At 63.0% G+C, this 17,183-nt stretch carries 13 protein-coding genes; 7 read left to right on the forward strand and 6 right to left on the reverse strand.

Going from position 1 to position 17,183, the window contains the following annotated elements; all coding sequences use genetic code 11:
• Positions 1–54 precede the first annotated feature (54 nt).
• Complete coding sequence (locus RNA01_RS08155; protein WP_147179478.1) at positions 55–2,967, reverse strand: sulfite reductase subunit alpha; 2,913 nt, start codon at positions 2,965–2,967, stop codon at positions 55–57.
• Between the two features lie 462 nt (positions 2,968–3,429).
• Here RNA01_RS08155 and RNA01_RS08160 point away from each other — a divergent pair, with 462 nt between their 5' ends.
• From RNA01_RS08160 to RNA01_RS08170, 3 genes are all read left to right on the forward strand, one after another.
• Positions 3,430–4,158 carry a type 1 glutamine amidotransferase gene (locus RNA01_RS08160; RefSeq protein WP_147179479.1) on the forward strand — a complete coding sequence of 243 codons (729 nt, stop codon included), beginning with the start codon at positions 3,430–3,432 and terminating at the stop codon, positions 4,156–4,158.
• An 83-nt stretch (positions 4,159–4,241) separates the two neighbouring features.
• Positions 4,242–5,408, forward strand: coding sequence for a PAS domain-containing protein (locus RNA01_RS08165; RefSeq protein WP_147179480.1), 1,167 nt, complete (start codon positions 4,242–4,244; stop codon positions 5,406–5,408).
• Positions 5,409–5,411: 3 nt separating this feature from the next.
• Positions 5,412–6,833 (forward strand): sigma 54-interacting transcriptional regulator, encoded by a 1,422-nt coding sequence (locus RNA01_RS08170; RefSeq protein ID WP_147179481.1) that lies wholly within the window; start codon positions 5,412–5,414, stop codon positions 6,831–6,833.
• A 29-nt stretch (positions 6,834–6,862) separates the two neighbouring features.
• Here RNA01_RS08170 and RNA01_RS08175 read toward each other — a convergent pair whose 3' ends face one another.
• The 5 genes from RNA01_RS08175 to RNA01_RS08195 all read right to left on the reverse strand — a co-directional run bounded on the left by RNA01_RS08175 (position 6,863) and on the right by RNA01_RS08195 (position 12,644).
• Positions 6,863–7,645 (reverse strand): ABC transporter permease, encoded by a 783-nt coding sequence (locus RNA01_RS08175; protein ID WP_147179482.1) that lies wholly within the window; start codon positions 7,643–7,645, stop codon positions 6,863–6,865.
• A gap of 10 nt (positions 7,646–7,655) precedes the next feature.
• Entirely contained in the window at positions 7,656–8,525 is an 870-nt protein-coding gene (locus RNA01_RS08180) for an ABC transporter permease (RefSeq protein WP_147179483.1), read from the reverse strand.
• Positions 8,522–9,640 (reverse strand): ABC transporter ATP-binding protein, encoded by a 1,119-nt coding sequence (locus RNA01_RS08185; RefSeq protein ID WP_147179484.1) that lies wholly within the window; start codon positions 9,638–9,640, stop codon positions 8,522–8,524. The genes RNA01_RS08180 and RNA01_RS08185 overlap by 4 nt, the downstream gene beginning before the upstream one ends.
• 89 nt (positions 9,641–9,729) lie before the next feature.
• Positions 9,730–10,794: an ABC transporter substrate-binding protein gene (locus tag RNA01_RS08190; RefSeq protein ID WP_235916518.1), complete on the reverse strand. Its 1,065-nt coding sequence runs from the start codon at positions 10,792–10,794 to the stop codon at positions 9,730–9,732.
• Between the two features lie 404 nt (positions 10,795–11,198).
• Positions 11,199–12,644, reverse strand: a complete 1,446-nt coding sequence (locus RNA01_RS08195) for an aldehyde dehydrogenase family protein (RefSeq protein WP_147179485.1) — start codon at positions 12,642–12,644, stop codon at positions 11,199–11,201.
• A 426-nt stretch (positions 12,645–13,070) separates the two neighbouring features.
• Here RNA01_RS08195 and RNA01_RS08200 point away from each other — a divergent pair, with 426 nt between their 5' ends.
• From RNA01_RS08200 to RNA01_RS08215, 4 genes are all read left to right on the forward strand, one after another.
• Positions 13,071–13,961, forward strand: coding sequence for a LysR family transcriptional regulator (locus RNA01_RS08200; protein ID WP_147179486.1), 891 nt, complete (start codon positions 13,071–13,073; stop codon positions 13,959–13,961).
• An 83-nt stretch (positions 13,962–14,044) separates the two neighbouring features.
• Positions 14,045–15,199 carry a TIGR03364 family FAD-dependent oxidoreductase gene (locus RNA01_RS08205; protein ID WP_147179487.1) on the forward strand — a complete coding sequence of 385 codons (1,155 nt, stop codon included), beginning with the start codon at positions 14,045–14,047 and terminating at the stop codon, positions 15,197–15,199.
• On the forward strand, positions 15,196–15,999 hold the full coding sequence (phnX, locus tag RNA01_RS08210; RefSeq protein WP_147179488.1) for a phosphonoacetaldehyde hydrolase: 804 nt from the start codon (positions 15,196–15,198) through the stop codon (positions 15,997–15,999). Before RNA01_RS08205 ends, phnX begins: the two co-directional genes overlap by 4 nt.
• A gap of 37 nt (positions 16,000–16,036) precedes the next feature.
• Positions 16,037–17,140 (forward strand): ABC transporter substrate-binding protein, encoded by a 1,104-nt coding sequence (locus RNA01_RS08215; RefSeq protein ID WP_147179489.1) that lies wholly within the window; start codon positions 16,037–16,039, stop codon positions 17,138–17,140.
• The last annotated feature ends 43 nt before the right edge of the window (positions 17,141–17,183 follow it).

Raw genomic sequence — 17,183 nt, forward strand, 5'->3', positions numbered from 1 at the left:
GATCGCTCCGATTGCGGGCGGCGACGCCGCCCTCTGTTCGAGTGACGGGAAGGTTCAGTAGACGTCGCGGGCGTAGCGCTTTTCCCTGCGCAGCCGATCGAGATAGGCCTCGGCCGTATCGGCAGAGTGCCCGCCGGCCGATGCGATGATGTCGAGGAGGGCCGCCTCGACGTCTGCCGCCATGCGGGTCGCATCGCCGCAGACATAGAGGTGTCCGCCGTCCTCGAGCCAGGCATAGAGTTCGCGGGCGTTCTCGCGCATCCGCTGCTGCACATAGATCTTCTCCGCCTGGTCGCGGGAAAAGGCGAGGTCGAGCCGGGTCAGCAGGCCGCTTGCCTGCATGCCTTCAAGATCATTCTGATAGAGGAAATCGCTCGCCTGGCTGCGGTCGCCGAAGAACAGCCAGTTGCGACCTTTCGCGCCGCGGGCGCGGCGCTCCTGCAGGAAGGCGCGGAACGGCGCGATGCCGGTGCCGGGACCGATCATGATCATCGGCGCGTCGTCGTTTTCCGGAACCCGGAAAGCGCGATTGGGAGAGAGGAAGATCGGCACGGTCCGACCCTCGCCGACGCGCTCTGCGAGGAAGGTCGAGGCCACGCCTTTGCGATCGCGGCCGTGGGCATGATAGCGCACCGCCGCGACGGTCAGGTGGATGCTGCCCGGATGCTCCTTCGGACTCGAGGCGATCGAATAGGCGCGGTGTTGCAGCGGTTTCAGCAGGCCGAGGAGCTCACCGAGCGGCAGGGCGTCCTTCGGCATCATGCCGAGGAGATCGAGGATGTCGCGGCCATACAGCCAGGCATCGAGCGCCTGGCGGTCGTCGTTTTCCAGAACGTGGCGCAGTTCCTCGTCGCGTGAGCGGCGGGCGACTTCGGCGACCAGCTCGCGCGACGGCGTGCTGATCTCATAGGCCTGCGCCAGCAATGTGCCGAGCGGCCGGTCTTCGCCGGCAACCGCTTGGTGCGCACAGGTGGCGTAGTGTTCCAGGAAGGCGTCGACGAGCGCGGGATCATTGGTCGGAAGGACGCCGATGCAGTCGCCGGCCTCATAGGCGAGGCCGCTGTCGCCGAGGTCGAGTTCGATATGCCGGGTGTCCTTTTCCGAGGCCGGCCCCGACAGGTGACGGTTGGTCGTCATGGTCGCGGTGTAGGGATTGCGCAAGGTCCACTTGGAGCGGGTAACGGTAGCCGCCGCCAGATCGTCCGTCGGCGCGAGGTTTTCCTCGCCCTCCACCTGGCGGATCGCGGCGAGCGCTCGGTCGGCCCAGGGAAAGGCAATCGCCGCATAGTTCACGTCGCAATCGACCCGTGGTTCGATTGTCCGGGCACCGAGCGCCTGCAGGCGGGCATCGATGGCTTGTCCGGCTGCGCAGAAGGTCTCGTAACCGGAATCGCCCATCGACATCAGAGAGAAGGAGAGGCCGGAAAGGTCGGGCGCATTATCGGCTGTCAGCGCCTCCCAGAAGCTGCGGGCGGTATCCGGCATCTCGCCCTGGCCATATGTCGAGGTGACGATCAGCAGTCGTTTCAGTCCCGCAAGCTCGGCCAAACTGATGCCATCGAGGGGAATGACGCGGGGGGCGAAGCCACGATGCCCGGCGATGCCGGCTATGTCGCTGGCCATCTGCTCGGCATTGCCGGTCTGGGTGCCATAGAGAATCGTCAGCGAGACCGGTGCGCCGACGCCGGTTTCCGGCTCAACCTGCACGGCCTGGACAGGCACCGCCGCGCTCGGTGGAATGAAGGCCTTGCGTTCGCCGCGCTCGAAAGCGATCGGCAGGGTGATCGGCCCCGTATTGCCGCTGTCGGCCAGGAAGCGGGCTTCGCCGTCGATGCGCGGATTGCGGATACGGTGGGCGAGGATCGCCAGCGCCTCCGTCATGTCGCCACGTGCGATGAAGTGGCCGAGGCAATGATGGGCGCCGCCGCCGAAGCCGAAATGCGGCTTGCGTTCGGCGGTGATGTCGAACGAGGGGTCTGGGAAGGCGCGCGGATCCGAGGCGGCGGACTGGCCGAACAGATGGATGGTCGTGCCGCGCTTGATCTCGAGCCCCTGATAGGCGAAGTCCTCGACCGCCTCGCGCGTCACCCAGGTAATGGTCGGGCGTATGCGCATCACCTCTTCGACGGCGGCCTTGCCGAGCTCCGGGTCGCTGCCGAGCAGCTTCCACTGTTCGGGATGGCGGATGAAGACCTCCATCGCCAGGCCGAGTTGGTTGCGCGTGGTGTCGATGCCGCCGAAGATGGCGAGCACGATCATGTCGTAGAGTTCCTCGTCGGACAGCGCATCGGCGCTTTCCATGTTGGTTTTCACCAGCATCGAGAGGAAGTCGTCGCCGAGCGGCTGGCCGCGCATGTGCTCGACCAGCGCCATCACGTAGCCGAACATTTTCTGCGTGGCGGCCTCGACGGTCTCCAGGTCCTGCTTGAAGGTGACACCGAGCGCCAGCCCCATGTCGGCGGCAATATCGGCCAGCTCGCGCCATTTGTCGTGCGAAAGGCCAAGCAACATGCAGATCACGCGCGTCGCATAGGGCTCGGCGAAATCCGCCATGAACTCGCAGGAACCCTTTTCGATGAACTGGTCGATCAGTTCATTGGCGAGCTTGGCGAATTCGGGGCGCAGTCCGATGACCAGCTTCGGTGAGAAGGCGGGATTGGCAAGGCGCCGCAACCGGGCATGATTGGCGCCTTCCTGGCTGAGCAGCATGCGCTCCCACCAGCCGGCGAAATGGCCGGTGACGCCGTTGAGCTTCGGCCAGGCATAGCTACCCTGACGAAGTCGTGCGTCGCGCATCAGCTTGTGCACCTCGTCGTAGCGCAGCACCGCCAGTCCGTAATTCGTTCGCGCGCACCAGCTTCGTTCACGCGCGGCATTCACCTCGTCGGATCGGATCGAAAAGTCCGGATCGGTGATATCGAGATAGGGCAGGTTTTCGACATCAAGCAGTTCTTCGGTGATCATCATGTCCCCTCGTGGCTTCTTGTGTTGGTTGATAAACAGGGTCAGCAAAAGCCGTGCCAGCTCGCAGACGTGTTGTAACAATTTGAAATTACATGATATTTTTTGGAGTTGATCTGTCGGGCAAACGAAACAACCGGAACTGATGCGTTTTCGCCAGGGGTAAAAGGCTGCAAACCTGCAGCGTTTTGGTGTCGCCAGTTCTGTTGCGCCGCGAAGACGGTGTAAGGCGGTTTTGCAGGTGCCATTGAGGAGCGCGGATCAGGAATGTGTTTGCCGTCAGCCGGGCCCAGGCGATAGCGTCGCTAGAGCGCTGCAAAAATGCCAATTATTCCTGCAGGATTGCAGCGTTGCGGTGCGGAATGTCCTGCAAATCATTGTTTTTATGTGGGTAAATGGATGGCACGAATATTGCTCGGGGTCCATTGATAGCCGTCCGCCGGACGGTCCCTAGCCAACGGATGAACGATGACCAGGAAAACCCTTCTCTTTATCTCGCAGTTCGCCGAACCTGGCAGCTATTCCAGGTCGACGTGGCGCCGGATCTATGGCGGTGACGACGAGACGGTGATGGTCGAAGCGCTTATCGATCACCTCGGGATGTTCGACCGGCTGGATTATCGCGGCGTCAAGGCGCATGAGGGCGAGCCGCTGCCGGCCGATCTCGATGCCATCGACGGCGTGATCCTTGGCGGCAGTTTCGCCTCCGTGTCGGACAATTACGACTGGCAACGGGAGATTGGCGGTTGGCTCGCGCGCTGGCGCGAAACGGGCAAGCCGCTGATGGGCATTTGCGGTGGCCATCAAATGATGTCGACGGTATTGGGCGGCAGGGTCGAGAAGATACCGGCCGGCCCCGAAGTCGGCAGCCTGGCGGTCACGCGGACCGAGGCCGGACAGGGGCATTACCTGTTCGATGGCTTCGACGATACGTCGCCGTTCTTTTTCGGCAATTTTGACCGGGTCATCGAGGTGCCGCAGGGAACGACCGTGCTTGCGACCCGCCCCAATCTGCCGGCGGCGGCGCTTGATCACGGCGGCAACTGGGTTTCCGTGCAATTCCATCCAGAGATGACCTGCGATCGCATGGCGACCTGCTGGGCGGAAGTCGACCCGGCCCAGTCGGCCCGCTACAGCTTTATTCCCGGTTGCGAGCGAATGGTTGGCAATTTCATCGCTGGCAATGGGCTGGCGTGATCCGCCGACTCGAGACGGTGCGTGTTTACAAGGTGGCGGGCTGGCGGTATCGCAGAGGGCTTGCAGTTTAAGAGGTGAGAACGATGGCGGAGATGGAGGCATTGGCGGAAACGCTTCAGTCCAGCCCCGGCCAGTCCCTGGAGTCGGATCTTCTCGTCGACGTCATTTCGCTCGACGGGCGCGTCCTGTGGTTTAGCGACAGCCAGGCAGAACTGCTGGGCACCTATGATCGGGATGTCGCCGGCCTTGACGCCGGAGCCTTCTACACATCGGAATCCTTTGCGGAAATCCAGCAGCTCCTGCATCGGCGCAGCCGAGGTGAGCATGCCGCCGCCATGGAACTGACACTGCTTGCCGGCGGGGGGAGGCCGATCCGCACTCTTGCGCGCGCCCGGTTCATTCGCTGGCGCGGTGAGATCGCCCTCCGGCTGGCGAAGATGGACTATGGTCCTGTCGGCAATCGCTACCGGCAGCTTGAGGCGGATTTTCGCACGCTGTCGTCCATGCTTGAAACGTCGAGCGAGGCCCATTGGAGCATCGTCTTCTCCGAGCCGGTCGACACGACCCTGCCGAAGAGCGAGGTGGTTCGTCAGGTCTTCGAGAACCAGTCCGTCTGGCGTTTGTGCAACCCGGCGATGGCGCAACTCTATCAACTGCCGGAATCGCTCGATTTCAACGAACAGGACGTGCGCCTTTACTGGCCGCGCAGCGCCGCCAATGAGCGTTTCGTTGAGGAGATCATCAATTCCGACTATGCGATCGACAATGCGCTCAGCATCGACCGTCGTCACGATGGCACGCTGCAATACATTCTGAATGATGTTCGCGGGGAGGTCGTCGATGGCTTCCTTTTGCTGCTGTGGGGCAATTGCCGCGACGTGACCCGGCAGCACATCGCCGATGACGTCAAGGCCAGTGCGTCCAAGCTGACGGCGCGGGTGCTCGACGGTATGGCCGATCCGGTGATCATTCTGGATGATGAAGGGCAGGTTGTCAGCCGCAACAAGGCCTTCGCCGCCAGGTTCGCCGGCAGCCGCACGATCGAGAACCTGCTGATTGCCCATGTGCGCGGCCGCCCCAGAGCCTCCGGCTGGTCCCTCTTTGCCAATTCCGGCGGTGCGGGCGTCCTGTTTGACGTGCATACCCGCAAGGTCACCGGTGTGGACAGCGGCAAGTGGACGGTGATAACTGTCCGTGAGCGAGGTGCGGATGGTGCAAAGCGAACGACCCGACAGCCGAGACGGCCATAACGCATGAAGACGCCGGGTGACATTCCTCAGTTCTATCTGGGTGTCAGAAACGCCGAAACCCTGAACCGCGAGGGTTGGGAGCAGAATTTCCAGAGCCCGCAATTCCGCAATTTCGCCAATCTGCTGACCGATGCGATGATCGTCGTCGATCCGGACGAGCTGGTGGTCTTCCTCAATCTGGCGGCGGAGCGGGCGGCCCGGCTTTCCAAACCGTTTGAAAGCCAGAAGCTCGCGACATTCCAACGTTTCTCCGATTTTGACATGGACGAATTTCTCGCAGCGGCACAGCGAGGCCAGACCCAGGGGTTCGTCCGCTCCAAGGTGTCCGGAACGGTCTATCAGGCGAACCGGCGCATGCTCTCCATCGCCGGTTCCGCCACCGGATTCACGGTCTATTTTCTCCGCGACCCCGAGAATATCGAGCGCTCGAAGCGGGGGGTGCAGGGCCGGGCCATTTCCGCCAGCGATCGGAAGGAAACGGCCCGGCTGTTATTTCCCGAGCGGCTGAAGTTGCAGATCGAGCAGGCGACGCGTGCCTATGCCCGCGGCTTTCGCATCCTGCTGCTGGGCGAATCCGGGGTCGGCAAGACTGCGATTGCGCGCCACATCCATCTGACGGCGGGCGATAAGGGGCGCCCCTTCATCCATGTCAACAGCGGCTCCATCCCCGAGACCTTGTTCGAATCGGAAATGTTCGGCTATGAGCGCGGGGCGTTCACCGGAGCCTTGCAGGCCGGCAAGCGCGGCTTTATTGAAAGTGCCGGAGGCGGAACACTCTTTCTCGACGAGATCGGCGAGATTCCGCTGTCGTCCCAGCCAAAGCTCCTGAATTTTCTTGAGGATGGAACGATCCAGCCGGTCGGCTCCTCGGTTGCGAAGAAGATCGAGACCCGGGTCATAGCGGCGACGAACCGCGACCTGTCGGACATGGTGCGCAACGGCAGCTTCCGCAAGGATCTGCTCTACCGCCTCTCGACCTTTCCCGTCGAGATTCCGCCGCTGCGCAACCGCACCGACAAGGCCGAAATTCTCGACATGATGCTTGAACGGGCAAGCGCCGAACGGGGCGCTCCGCTGAAGCTGTCGCCGGCCTGCCGGTCGATCCTTCTGCGCCATTCCTTTCCCGGAAACCTGCGTGAGGTGAAGAGTGTGGTCGACTATCTCGACATCGTCGCCGACGATGTCGCGGCTCCGGAGCACCTGCCTCCCTCCTTCGGGCATGGTCCGTCCGCTGCCGCCGAAGACGTCCAGTCTGCGCTGGAGCTATCCGGCTCCGGCCTTACACTCAAGGAGATGACTCGGGCGTTCGAAGAAAAGGTGATCAACGAGGCGCTGGACCGACTTGGGTCGAAGCGGGCGGCTGCCCGGGAACTCGGCGTCGATATCGCCACGATCGTGCGCAAGACCAACCGCGCCAACGATTGAGGCCCGGCCCTTTCGAGCCGGGCCGCTTGTCAGTTTTTCTGCCGTAGCATGCTGACCGAACTCAGGATCACCACAAGCGACACGACGACGATCAGGGTGCCGATGGCGTTGATCTCCGGCGTGATGCCTCTTCTCAGCGTCGAGTAGATATACATCGGCAGCGTGATCTCACGCCCGGTCAGGAAGTAGGTGACCGGAATCTCGTCGAAGGACAGCGTGAAGGACAGCAGTGCCGAACCGATGATCGCCGAGCGAATGTTCGGTAGGGTCACGTAGAAAAAGGTCTCCACCGATGTCGCTCCCAGATCGGAACTGGCCTCCGACAGGTTGCGGTTGACCTTTTCCAGCCTAGCAAGAACCTGGCTGACGACGATACCGGTTAGCGCCGTGGCATGGCCGATGATGACCGCTCCGAGGCTCTGCGGTAAGCCGATCTGCTTGTAGAAGTTCAGCATGGCGATACCGGTCACGATGCCCGGCAGGGACAACGGCAGCAGGATCGTGTTCCTGAACAACTGCTTGCCGATGAACGGGTAGCGGTCGAGGGCAAGGGCCGCCGGCACGCCGATGACGATCGTCAGGACGGTGGCGGCGGAGGCGACCATGAGGCTGTTGCCCAGTGCCCTGATCAGATCGGCATTGGCGAACACCTTCTGATACCAGCCCCAGGTGAAGCCGGACAGCGGGAAGGATGTGACGGGACTGTCGTTGAAGGAGAACAGGATGAGGATCGCGACGGGCACGTAGAGAAACAGGAGCGTTCCAATTGCCACACCGACCAGGCTTTTCTGCCACCAGATGAGTTTGTGCATTCCGCCCTCCTTAACCCATCGAGACTCGACCGGCACGGTCAAGTCTGTTGGAAACCTGCAGTACGACCAGCACGAGGGTGAAAATCACCACCGCCAGCGCCGAACCGAGCGGCCAGTTGAGTGCCGCGCCGAATTGGCTTTGCAGCACCGTTGCCACCATCGTTCCACTGGGGCCGCCGACCAGCACCGGTGCGACGAAGTCGCCGAAGGACAGGCAGAAGGTCATGGTTGCTCCGGCGACGATGCCGGCTGTCGACAGCGGCAGGATCACCCTTAGGAAGGTCTCGAAAGGCCCGGCGCCGAGGTCCTGGGAGGCCTCGATCAGGGCCGGCGGAATCCGTTCCAGGGCGGTGAAAATGGGCATCACCATGAACGGGATGAAGATATACGTGAGCGTGATGACCATCGCCGCCTGATTGTAGAGGAAGATGTCGAGCGGTTCCTTGATGACGCCGAGCCACAGCAGCGCGGAATTGAGCGCTCCGTCGGTGCCGAGGATGATCTTCCAGGTATAGGCGCGCAGCAGGTAGGAGACCCACAGAGGCACGACGACGCACATGTAAAGCAAGGTCCGCAGTTTTTCGGAGCGGATCGTGAACACCAGAAAATAGGCGAGGGGATAGCCGAACGCGACCGAATAGACGGTCACCAGACTGGCGATCTTCAGGGTTCTGAGGATCACGGCCGAATATTGCGGATCGATAAACAGTTGCAGGTAGTTGCCGAACTGGAAATCCGCGACGAAAAGCGGGAACTTCCGGCTCCAGAAGCTCATCATTCCCATTGCGCCGTAAGGCAGGATCAGGAAGATCACGACCCAGGCGAGAGGCAGGGAAAACAACAGCCAGAAACCGACTGTCTGGCGGGTCTTGGCCTTCATGCGTCCTCCTCCGCAGCGTAGACGAGAACATCCGGCGGGGCGACGCCGAGAGTGATGCGGTTGCCCGGCTGCGGCACGGTGCCGTCCGCGACGACGGAGTTGCGCGGGATCTCGATGAAGAGGGGGGCCGCCGCGCCGTCAAGGACGAGTTCGAGCTGGAAGCGGCCGCCGTGGAAAAGCTGGTCGGTGACGGTTGCGTTGATCGCCGAGCCGCCGTCCGGCACGCCACTGGTCTGGAAGCGTTCGGGGCGGATGGCGATCAGGCAGGCGTCGCCCGGCTTGAGCGCCTTTGCGTTTTCCGCCCTGTGGCCGGAGACGACGGTGTCGTCGGCAAGCTTCACGCGGGCAATGTTGCCCTCTTCGCCGAGATAGGTGCAGGCAATCAGATTGGCCGCGCCGATGAAGTTGGCGACATAGGGCGTCGCAGGCTTGTCGTACAGTTCCGACGGTGAGCCGATCTGGGCGATGCGACCGCCCTTCATCACGGCGATGCGGTTCGACAGCACCAGGGCTTCTTGCTGGTCGTGGGTGACCATCAGGAAGGTAATGCCAAGCTTCTGGTGCAGATGTTTGAGTTCGACCTGCATCGCCTCCCTGAGTTTGACGTCCAGCGCCGACAGGGGTTCATCGAGCAGCAGGACTTTCGGCTGGCGTACCAGCGCCCGGGCCATGGCGACGCGCTGGCGCTGGCCGCCGGACAGTTGCTGGGGCATGCGCCCGGCCTTGTCGGCGAGACCGACCATGGTCAGGGCCTCCCTGACCCGCCGGTCCCGCTCCTCCTTCGGGCGGCGGTTGGCGCGTACCGTCAGACCGTAGCCGACATTCTCGGCGACGGTCATGTGCGGAAACAGCGCGTAGTCCTGGAAGACCGTGTTGATGTCGCGGCGATAGGGCGGCTCTTGTGTCACGTCGGAACCGGCCAGTGTGATCCTACCCTCGTCGGCGGTCTCGAAGCCGCCGATCAGTCGCAGGGTGGTCGTCTTCCCGCAGCCCGAAGGGCCGAGCAAGGTGACGAATTCTCCCGCTGCGATTTCAAGGTTGATGTTGTGGAGCGCGGTGAAGGTTCCATAGGATTTCACCACGTTTTCCAGGGTTACGATTGGTTGCACGGCCATGAAGGAGTCCTTGGTCACATGGGAATTGAACAGCAGGGATCACCGCCGGCATTGCCGGCGGTGATCGGATTTCTGCACATTGCAGGCTGTCAAGGTGCCGCTTTCACAGCGTTCCAGGTTTCCAGATACTTGTCGAGGCGTGCCGGCATTTGCCACATGACCAGGCTTTTGACGAACTCGATATTGTTGACCTTCTTGGCTTCGGCCTCGGCGCCGGTAAGGCAAGCGGAAACCGCATCGGGATTGACGGGAAAATAGCCGGTCGAGCCGACGATGCCGCACTGTCCGTCGGCATTCAGCATGAAGGAGAAGAACTTGTAGGCGCATTCCTCGTTGGGTGTGCCCTTGACGAGCTGCATGGAATCCATCCAGCCCTCGGCCTTCTCCTTGGGGGTGAATTCGACCACCTGAAAGCCCTTGTCGAGGGCGTTCACTTCCTTGCTCTGCAGGCCGGTCCAGGTATTGGAAACCCAAATCTCCTGGTTGGCATAGAGTTCTGTCAGTTCACCGGCGGTCGCCCAGTATTTGCGGATAAGCGGTTTCTGCTCGATCAGCTTCTGCTTGACCGTTTCGAGCTGTTCGTCGGTCAGGTCGTAGATATTGTCATAGCCGAGCAGGCGGGCCGTCCAGTAGAGCGATGACTTGTCGTCCCACATGGCGATCTTGCCCTTGTATTTCGGATCGAACAGAACGCCGATCGAATCGGGCGCCGGCTCGATCTTGTCGGGGCGGTACATCAGCGAGATCGATCCCCAGACCAGCGGCACTGACCATGTCTCGCCCTCGGCAGCCACATCGGTGGCCGTGGAGAATTCCGGATAGACATTTGCCCAGCCTTCGATCTTGCTGGTGTCGATCGGCTGGACGAAGCCTGCCTGGCGCATCAGGCCGATCGTGTCGATCGAGGGGACGATAATGTCGTAGACACCGCCGCCCGCGGCGAGCTTCGGCGCGAAGTCGTCGTTGGAGCCGACATAGGTCGAGGTCGTCTTGCAGCCCGAAGACTGCTCGAATTTCTCGATGAAGGAGGGATCAGCGTAGCCTTCCCATGTGAGGATGTTCAGTTCGGCGGCATTGGCAAAGGACGATTCAGCGACCATTGCGGCTGAAATCACGGAAAGCCATACCCGGCCCCGGCCATGAGATTTCGTCATTATGTTCCCTTTCTGGTTTAGCGGTTTCCGCTGTTCGCACGCCCGTTTCTGTCGACGGTGCTGACGAACACGACCTGGTTGATCGTAGCATTCAGGTGTAGCAATGATCGTGCCACCTGGCTGGGCGCCAGAATGATGATTTTTTCCAATACGTTAGTCGCGGCGTATGCGTCGTATTGCCTTGGCTGATGCAAGATTGCAGCAATATCGGGGAAAAGATCATCAGTGGCGGGTGGCCGCAAGGTGCGGACAGGGCCGCTCGGCCGCGCCGGGGGACGAACACAGGTCGCAGCCCTGGCGTGTGGGCGCCCTTGATGGCAGCGGCCGATCCCCATGTGGTTGCCGCCGGCCGAGAATGGCCGGCGGCGGTTTTGTCAGGCGGCGCGTGCCGCGCCGGAACGTTCTCAGCCAGCCGAGAAGTCGTAGCCGGAGATGCCCTTCGACTCGAGGAATTCGTCGATGCCCCAGACACCACCTTCGCGGGCGCGGCCGGATTGCTTCACGCCGCCGAAGAAGGAGCCCGCGCCGCGCGACTTGCCATTCATTTCCACCATGCCCGACTTGAGCTTGAGCGCCAGCCGGTTGGCACGGGCCTGATCGCCCGTCTGGACATAGTTCGTCAGGCCATAGGGAGTATCGTTGGCGATCCGGACCGCGTCCTCTTCGTTATCGAAAGGGATCATCGCCATCACCGGTCCGAAGATTTCCTCCTTCTCGATGGTCATGCCCGGCTTCACGTCGGCAAAGATGGTCGGCTTGACGTAAAAGCCACGATTGAAGGTTTCCGGCAGCCCGAGACCGCCGCAGGCCAGGCGCGCGCCTTCATCAATGCCCTTCTGGATATAGCCCTGGATCTTTTCCCACTGGCTCTTGTTGACGACCGGGCCGATATGGTCGCCATGTTCATGGGCGGGGCCGACCTTGATCGATTCCGCTACGGCAACTGCCTTTTCAACGGCCTGCTCGTAGATGCTGCGCTCGACCAGCATGCGCGACGGGGCGTTGCACGACTGGCCGGAGTTTTCCATCATCCGGCGGACGGATCGCTCGATCGCCTTGTCGTCGGCGTCGGCGAAGACCAGGTTCGCACCCTTGCCGCCCAGCTCGAGCACCACGCGCTTGAGCGTTTCGGCGGAGGCCTTCGAAATAGCGATGCCGGCGCGGGTGGAGCCGGTGAACGAGATCATCGCCACGTCGGCATGGGTCGTGAGCTGCGAGCCGACGCCGACACCATCACCATTGACCAGGTTGAATACGCCCGCCGGCACGCCGGCGTCATGGCAGAACTCTGCAAACATCATGGCATCGAGCGGTGCTTCTTCGGAAGGCTTCAAGACGCAGGTGCAGCCGGCGAGCATGGCCGGGATCGCCTTCAGCGCGATCTGGTTGACCGGCCAGTTCCATGGCGTGATCAGGCCGACAACGCCGATCGGCTCCATGGCGACGGCGGATGTCGGTGCCTGCGGGCCGAGCGGACGGATCCATTCGATCTCCTCGAAGGCCTTGAGGAAATTGCTCGTGTGCCAGGGAAGGCAGGTCGCCTGATCGGACAGTGCGAAATCGATCGGCGCGCCCATTTCCACCGAGATCGCCTCGGCGAATTCCTGCACCCGTGCCTCATACTGCTCGAGGATGCGAGCGACGATGCGGGCACGCTCCTTCGGCGGGGTTGCCGCCCAGGCGGGGAACGCCGCCTTGGCCGCGGCAACGGCAGCGTCCGTGTCCGCCTTGTCGCCGAGAGAGATGATCGCGCAGGGTTCTTCGGTCGTCGGGTTGATGACCTGATAGTCCCGGGCGTTTGCCGGCGCCACCCACGCGCCGTTGATGTAGAAATCACGCTTGATGATCATGGAAAATCCTTGTGGGGCTCGGTTTGTGAGTGAGATCTGCGGTGCCGCGAGGGCGTGGAGGATGCCGATCGGGGTCAACGGAATATCGCATTCGGGCGAAGCCGTCGATGGTGACCGCTCAATCTCGTCGGATTTTGTGCGGGCCGCTGTCGCCATGGAAGCATGACGCCAAATCGTGTTCTGTCGTTAACGTTTCGCCGGATTTGCAGCCGGATTGATCATGGCATAAGTCCGGGGTGGGAATGCGCGGGCGAGTTTCGGTTGCCGATCATGGTCTGCGTAGTAATTCGCTGCACTCGCCGCATATATGTGTCCAGCGATAATCATTTCTGCGACATTCCCATGAATTTACGACAGAAGCAGGAAAACGCGCCCTGCGGAAATGGCGGTGTCTCGACATGACAGGCGCCAGCAACGGGAGATAACATGGCACTTTCACTGGCCCAGATGCGCGCGGTCGACGCGGTGGCCCGGCATGGGCAGATTTCGCGCGCGGCGCAAAGCCTTGGCGTGTCGCAACCGTTGATCTCGAACCAGATTCAGGCGTTCGAGGCGGCATGGCAGATCCGCATCTTCGACCGCGACGGCTATCGCATCACTGTTGCCCCCGGGGCGGAAGCCCTGATGGGGCGCATCCGCCTGGCCGTCGACCTGCTGGCCGAAGTCGAAAGCGCCCTGACTGCACAAAGCGCCGACGAGGCCCGCCAACTGGCCCTCGGTTTCAGCGCGCACCGGCTGGTGATGCCGGCGCTGACCGAATTCGTGCGTCTCTTTCCCAATGTCACACTGAGCACGCTGGGGGCGCCGACGATGGACCTGCTGGCCGCTTTGAAGCGGGGCGAGATCCATCTTGCCTCGGTGTCGCTGCACGCGCCTGAACCGGGGTTTCATGCCGTCGAATTGGCCCGTCGGCCGCTTGTCGTCTATGGCCAGCGGGGGCACGCCTTGTTGCAGGGGGACCCGGTGGCGCTGAGCGCGTTGCACGACCAGCCGATGGTGCTGTGGAACCTGCAATCGGGCAGCAGGCGTCGCTTTGATGCGCTGTGCAGCGCGGCCGGGGTCGCGCCGCGTGTCACGCTTGAGGTCGATACGCAGGACGTGGCCTATGCGGCCGTCGCGGCCGGCATAGGCCTTGGCACTGCCATTGAGGGCGAGGTGCTGCCTGATGCGTATATCGACGTGGTTCCTCTTGTGGCGCCGGGCGCCGAGATTGGCCAGTTCCTGCTGTGCCTGAAGGGTGCCGAGATCCGCCACCAGGTCGCCGCCTTCATCGAGATCGCCCGCGCCATGACGCCGGGCGCCGATTATGGTATATAATACAATGTTATAGATTTTATAATTCATAATTCTGTCATGGAGGCGCCCTAGTTCTGTCGCCGGAACAGTTACCGGAAGGGCATATGGAACAGGGTTACGACATCGCCGTTGTCGGCGCGGGAATCGTGGGCTTGGGTGTGGCGCTGGCTGCCGCGCGCAAGGGCCGCAAGGTCGTGGTGATCGACAGAGACAGCCGCGCCAACGGCGCATCAATTCGCAACTTCGGCTTTGTCACCGTGACCGGCCAGCGCGCCGGGGCACATTGGGCGCGCGCGCGCCGCAGTCGCGACATCTGGGCGGAAATCGCCCCGCAGGCCGGCATCGCCGTGTTGCAGCAGGGGCTGATCATGCCCGCCTACCGCCCCGAGGCCGCCGCGGTGCTGCATGCTTTCCGGCACACTGAAATGGGTGCCGAATGCCGCTTGATCGATCAGGCCGAGGCGCTACGTCGTCTGCCGCCACTGCGCACCGAGGGGCTGAGCGACGTGCTGTTCAGCCCGCACGAACTGCGCGTGGAAAGCCGCGAGGCGCTGCCGCAGCTCGCCCGCTGGCTGGCCGAAGCGCAGGGGGTGACCTTTTGCTGGAACACCACCGCTCTGGCGATTACCGCGACCGGCGTCGTCACCAGCGCGGGCCTCATCTCCGCCGAGGCGGTGGTAGTCTGCCCCGGCGATAATTTCACCACGCTCTTCCCCGAGGTGATCGCCCGCCACGACCTCAGAGTCTGCACTTTGCAGATGCTGCGCCTGTCGGGCGAGGGTGTGCCGCGGATGGCCTCGGCGCTGATGTCCGACCACTCGTTCGCCCGCTACGAAGGTTTCACTGGCCTGCCCGAGGCTAGGGCGCTCGAAGCGCGACTGGATCGCGAAACTCCCGCGATCCGGGAGGCCGGCATCCACCTGATCGCGGTGCAGTCGGCCGACGGCTCACTGGTGGTGGGCGACAGTCACACCTATGGCTCCACGGCCGATCCCTTCGCCCCCGCCGGCGTCGAGAAGATGATCCTGTCTGCCTTCGACGAGGTACTGGACCTGCCCCGTCGCTGTGTCAGTGAGCGCTGGACCGGCAGCTACGCCTCCTCCCTCACGCGCACGGTTCTGGTGGAACGGCCCGAGCCGAACCAGCGATTGGTGATCGTCACCGGCGGGACCGGCGCCTCGACCGGGCTCGCGCTTGGCGAGCAGGTGGTGGCCGACCTCTATGACCCAAGTGCCGATATCGCGGAGGCCCTGCAATGACCGAACTTCAAGCTGTCGTCTTCGACTGGGCGGGAACGCTCATCGACTTCGGGTCATGCGCGCCGATGGGTGCCTTTGTCGAGGTGTTCGGGCGCTTCGGCGTCGAGATCACGGTTGCCGAGGCCCGCGCCCCCATGGGGCGGGCCAAGCGAGACCACATCGCCGCTATTCTCGCCGCCCCCCGCATCTCGGCCGCCTGGGTTGCCGCCCATGGTGCCGCCCCGACTGATGCCGACATCGACGCGATCTACGAAATGTTCGTGCCGATGAACGCCGAGGCCGCCGTGCACCATGCCGATCCCATTCCCGGCGCGCCCGGCGTGCTGGCCGAGCTGCGCGCACGTGGCTTGAAGATCGGCTCGACGACCGGCTACACGCGCGAAATCATGCAACGCATCCTGCCTCTGGCCGAGGCCGCGGGCCTGCGCGCTGACAGCCTGATCTGCGCGGGCGACCTGCCCGAAGGGCGGCCAAGCCCGCTGGGCATGTTCCGGACCTTCATCGACCTCGACATCTGGCCCGCCTGGCGTGTGGTCAAGATCGACGACACCCCCGTCGGCATTGCCGAGGGCGTCAACGCCGGCTGCTGGACGGTCGGGGTGACGCTTTCAGGCAACGAGGCGGGGCTGTCCGAAGCCGAGCTTGCCGCCTTGTCTCCGGCAGAACGCGACGCCCTGCGCAACCGCGCCGGCCGTGCGCTGTCGGCCGAGGGGGCGCATTTCCTTGTCGACAGCGTGGCCGATCTACTGCCCGTACTCGACGAAATCGACCGCCAACTGGCGGCTGGCGCGCAGCCTTGACGGCCGCCGCTCTACCCACCCTGACAGGAGCTGAAACATGACCGCACTGCCGATGAACCGCCGCCACTTGCTGCAACTGGGAGCCGCCGCCGCTGGCGCCGCGCTTCTGCCGCGCCTTGCCGTTGGCGCCACCATGGACGATTGGGCCAAGCCCGCCGATCTGGAGGCCGCTCGCCGCGAGGCCGAGATCTACACCACCTATGGCATGCCTGACACCTGGGCCAACTATGGCGAGGTGTTTCAGCGGATGGCACAGAAATACGGCTATACCTCGCAACACGTCGATACCGACATGAGCTCGATGGAAGAGATCATGAAGTTCGACGCCGAAAAGAACAATCCGGTGGCGATCTCCTCCGACATCGGCATTCTGTTCGGCCCGGTCGCCGACGCGCGCGGCGTGGTGCCGCCCTACATGCCGCCCTCGGCCGAAAAGCTGCCCGCCGGACTGAAGGGCAAGGACGGCGGCTGGGTCGCCACCTTCACCGGCGTACCGGCGATGGTGGTCAACACCGACCTCATCAAGGACGTGCCCCGCAGTTGGGACGACCTGCTGCGCCCCGAGTTCAAGGGCAAGGTCGGAGCGATCGACGCCTCGGGCATGGGTGGCACGGACATGGCGATGTTCATCGCCTGGGCCTATGCGCATGGCGGCTCGGTCAGCGATCTGGCGCCGGGCGCGGAGTTTGCGCGCAAGCTTCTGCCGCAGATGGCCTCGGCCCCGCAAAACACCCAGACGCTGGAACGCGGCGAAGTGCCGATCCAGCTGAAGTACGACTTCAATTGCATCGCCTCGGCTGCGGCAATGAAGGCCAAGGGCGTTAACGCGCAGGTTATCATCCCCGAGGGCACGATCTACGCTCCCTCGGCCACGATGATCAACCGCTACAACGTGGACAAGATGAACATCGCCAAGGTGTTCCTCGACTTTGTGCTGTCGGATGAGGCGCAGATCGCCTTTGCCAAATTCGGCGCCCGGCCGATCCGCTGGGTTCTGGGCGATCTGGAACTGCCCGCCGAGGCTCGCGCCAGCTGGCTGCCCGACGAGGACTACGCCAATGTCCACAAGATCGACGACTGGTCGGCGATTAACGTGGCGGATCTGGCCCAATACTGGGTCGAAGAAGTCACCGGGGGCTGAGCCGATGCGCGTGCTTAGGCATCGCGCGGGCGGTCGGGGGCAA

This window comes from Paenirhizobium naphthalenivorans (assembly GCF_007992095.1).
Taxonomy (GTDB): Bacteria; Pseudomonadota; Alphaproteobacteria; order Rhizobiales; family Rhizobiaceae; genus Allorhizobium; species Allorhizobium naphthalenivorans.

Excerpts from the sequence above, each read along its gene's own strand:
- RNA01_RS08155 (WP_147179478.1), bottom strand. The coding sequence starts at position 2,967 with ATGATGATCACCGAAGAACTGCTTGATGTCGAAAACCTGCCCTATCTC.
- RNA01_RS08160 (WP_147179479.1), top strand. The coding sequence starts at position 3,430 with ATGACCAGGAAAACCCTTCTCTTTATCTCGCAGTTCGCCGAACCTGGC.
- RNA01_RS08165 (WP_147179480.1), top strand. The coding sequence starts at position 4,242 with ATGGCGGAGATGGAGGCATTGGCGGAAACGCTTCAGTCCAGCCCCGGC.
- RNA01_RS08170 (WP_147179481.1), top strand. The coding sequence starts at position 5,412 with ATGAAGACGCCGGGTGACATTCCTCAGTTCTATCTGGGTGTCAGAAAC.
- RNA01_RS08175 (WP_147179482.1), bottom strand. The coding sequence starts at position 7,645 with ATGCACAAACTCATCTGGTGGCAGAAAAGCCTGGTCGGTGTGGCAATT.
- RNA01_RS08180 (WP_147179483.1), bottom strand. The coding sequence starts at position 8,525 with ATGAAGGCCAAGACCCGCCAGACAGTCGGTTTCTGGCTGTTGTTTTCC.
- RNA01_RS08185 (WP_147179484.1), bottom strand. The coding sequence starts at position 9,640 with ATGGCCGTGCAACCAATCGTAACCCTGGAAAACGTGGTGAAATCCTAT.
- RNA01_RS08190 (WP_235916518.1), bottom strand. The coding sequence starts at position 10,794 with ATGACGAAATCTCATGGCCGGGGCCGGGTATGGCTTTCCGTGATTTCA.
- RNA01_RS08195 (WP_147179485.1), bottom strand. The coding sequence starts at position 12,644 with ATGATCATCAAGCGTGATTTCTACATCAACGGCGCGTGGGTGGCGCCG.
- RNA01_RS08200 (WP_147179486.1), top strand. The coding sequence starts at position 13,071 with ATGGCACTTTCACTGGCCCAGATGCGCGCGGTCGACGCGGTGGCCCGG.
- RNA01_RS08205 (WP_147179487.1), top strand. The coding sequence starts at position 14,045 with ATGGAACAGGGTTACGACATCGCCGTTGTCGGCGCGGGAATCGTGGGC.
- phnX (WP_147179488.1), top strand. The coding sequence starts at position 15,196 with ATGACCGAACTTCAAGCTGTCGTCTTCGACTGGGCGGGAACGCTCATC.
- RNA01_RS08215 (WP_147179489.1), top strand. The coding sequence starts at position 16,037 with ATGACCGCACTGCCGATGAACCGCCGCCACTTGCTGCAACTGGGAGCC.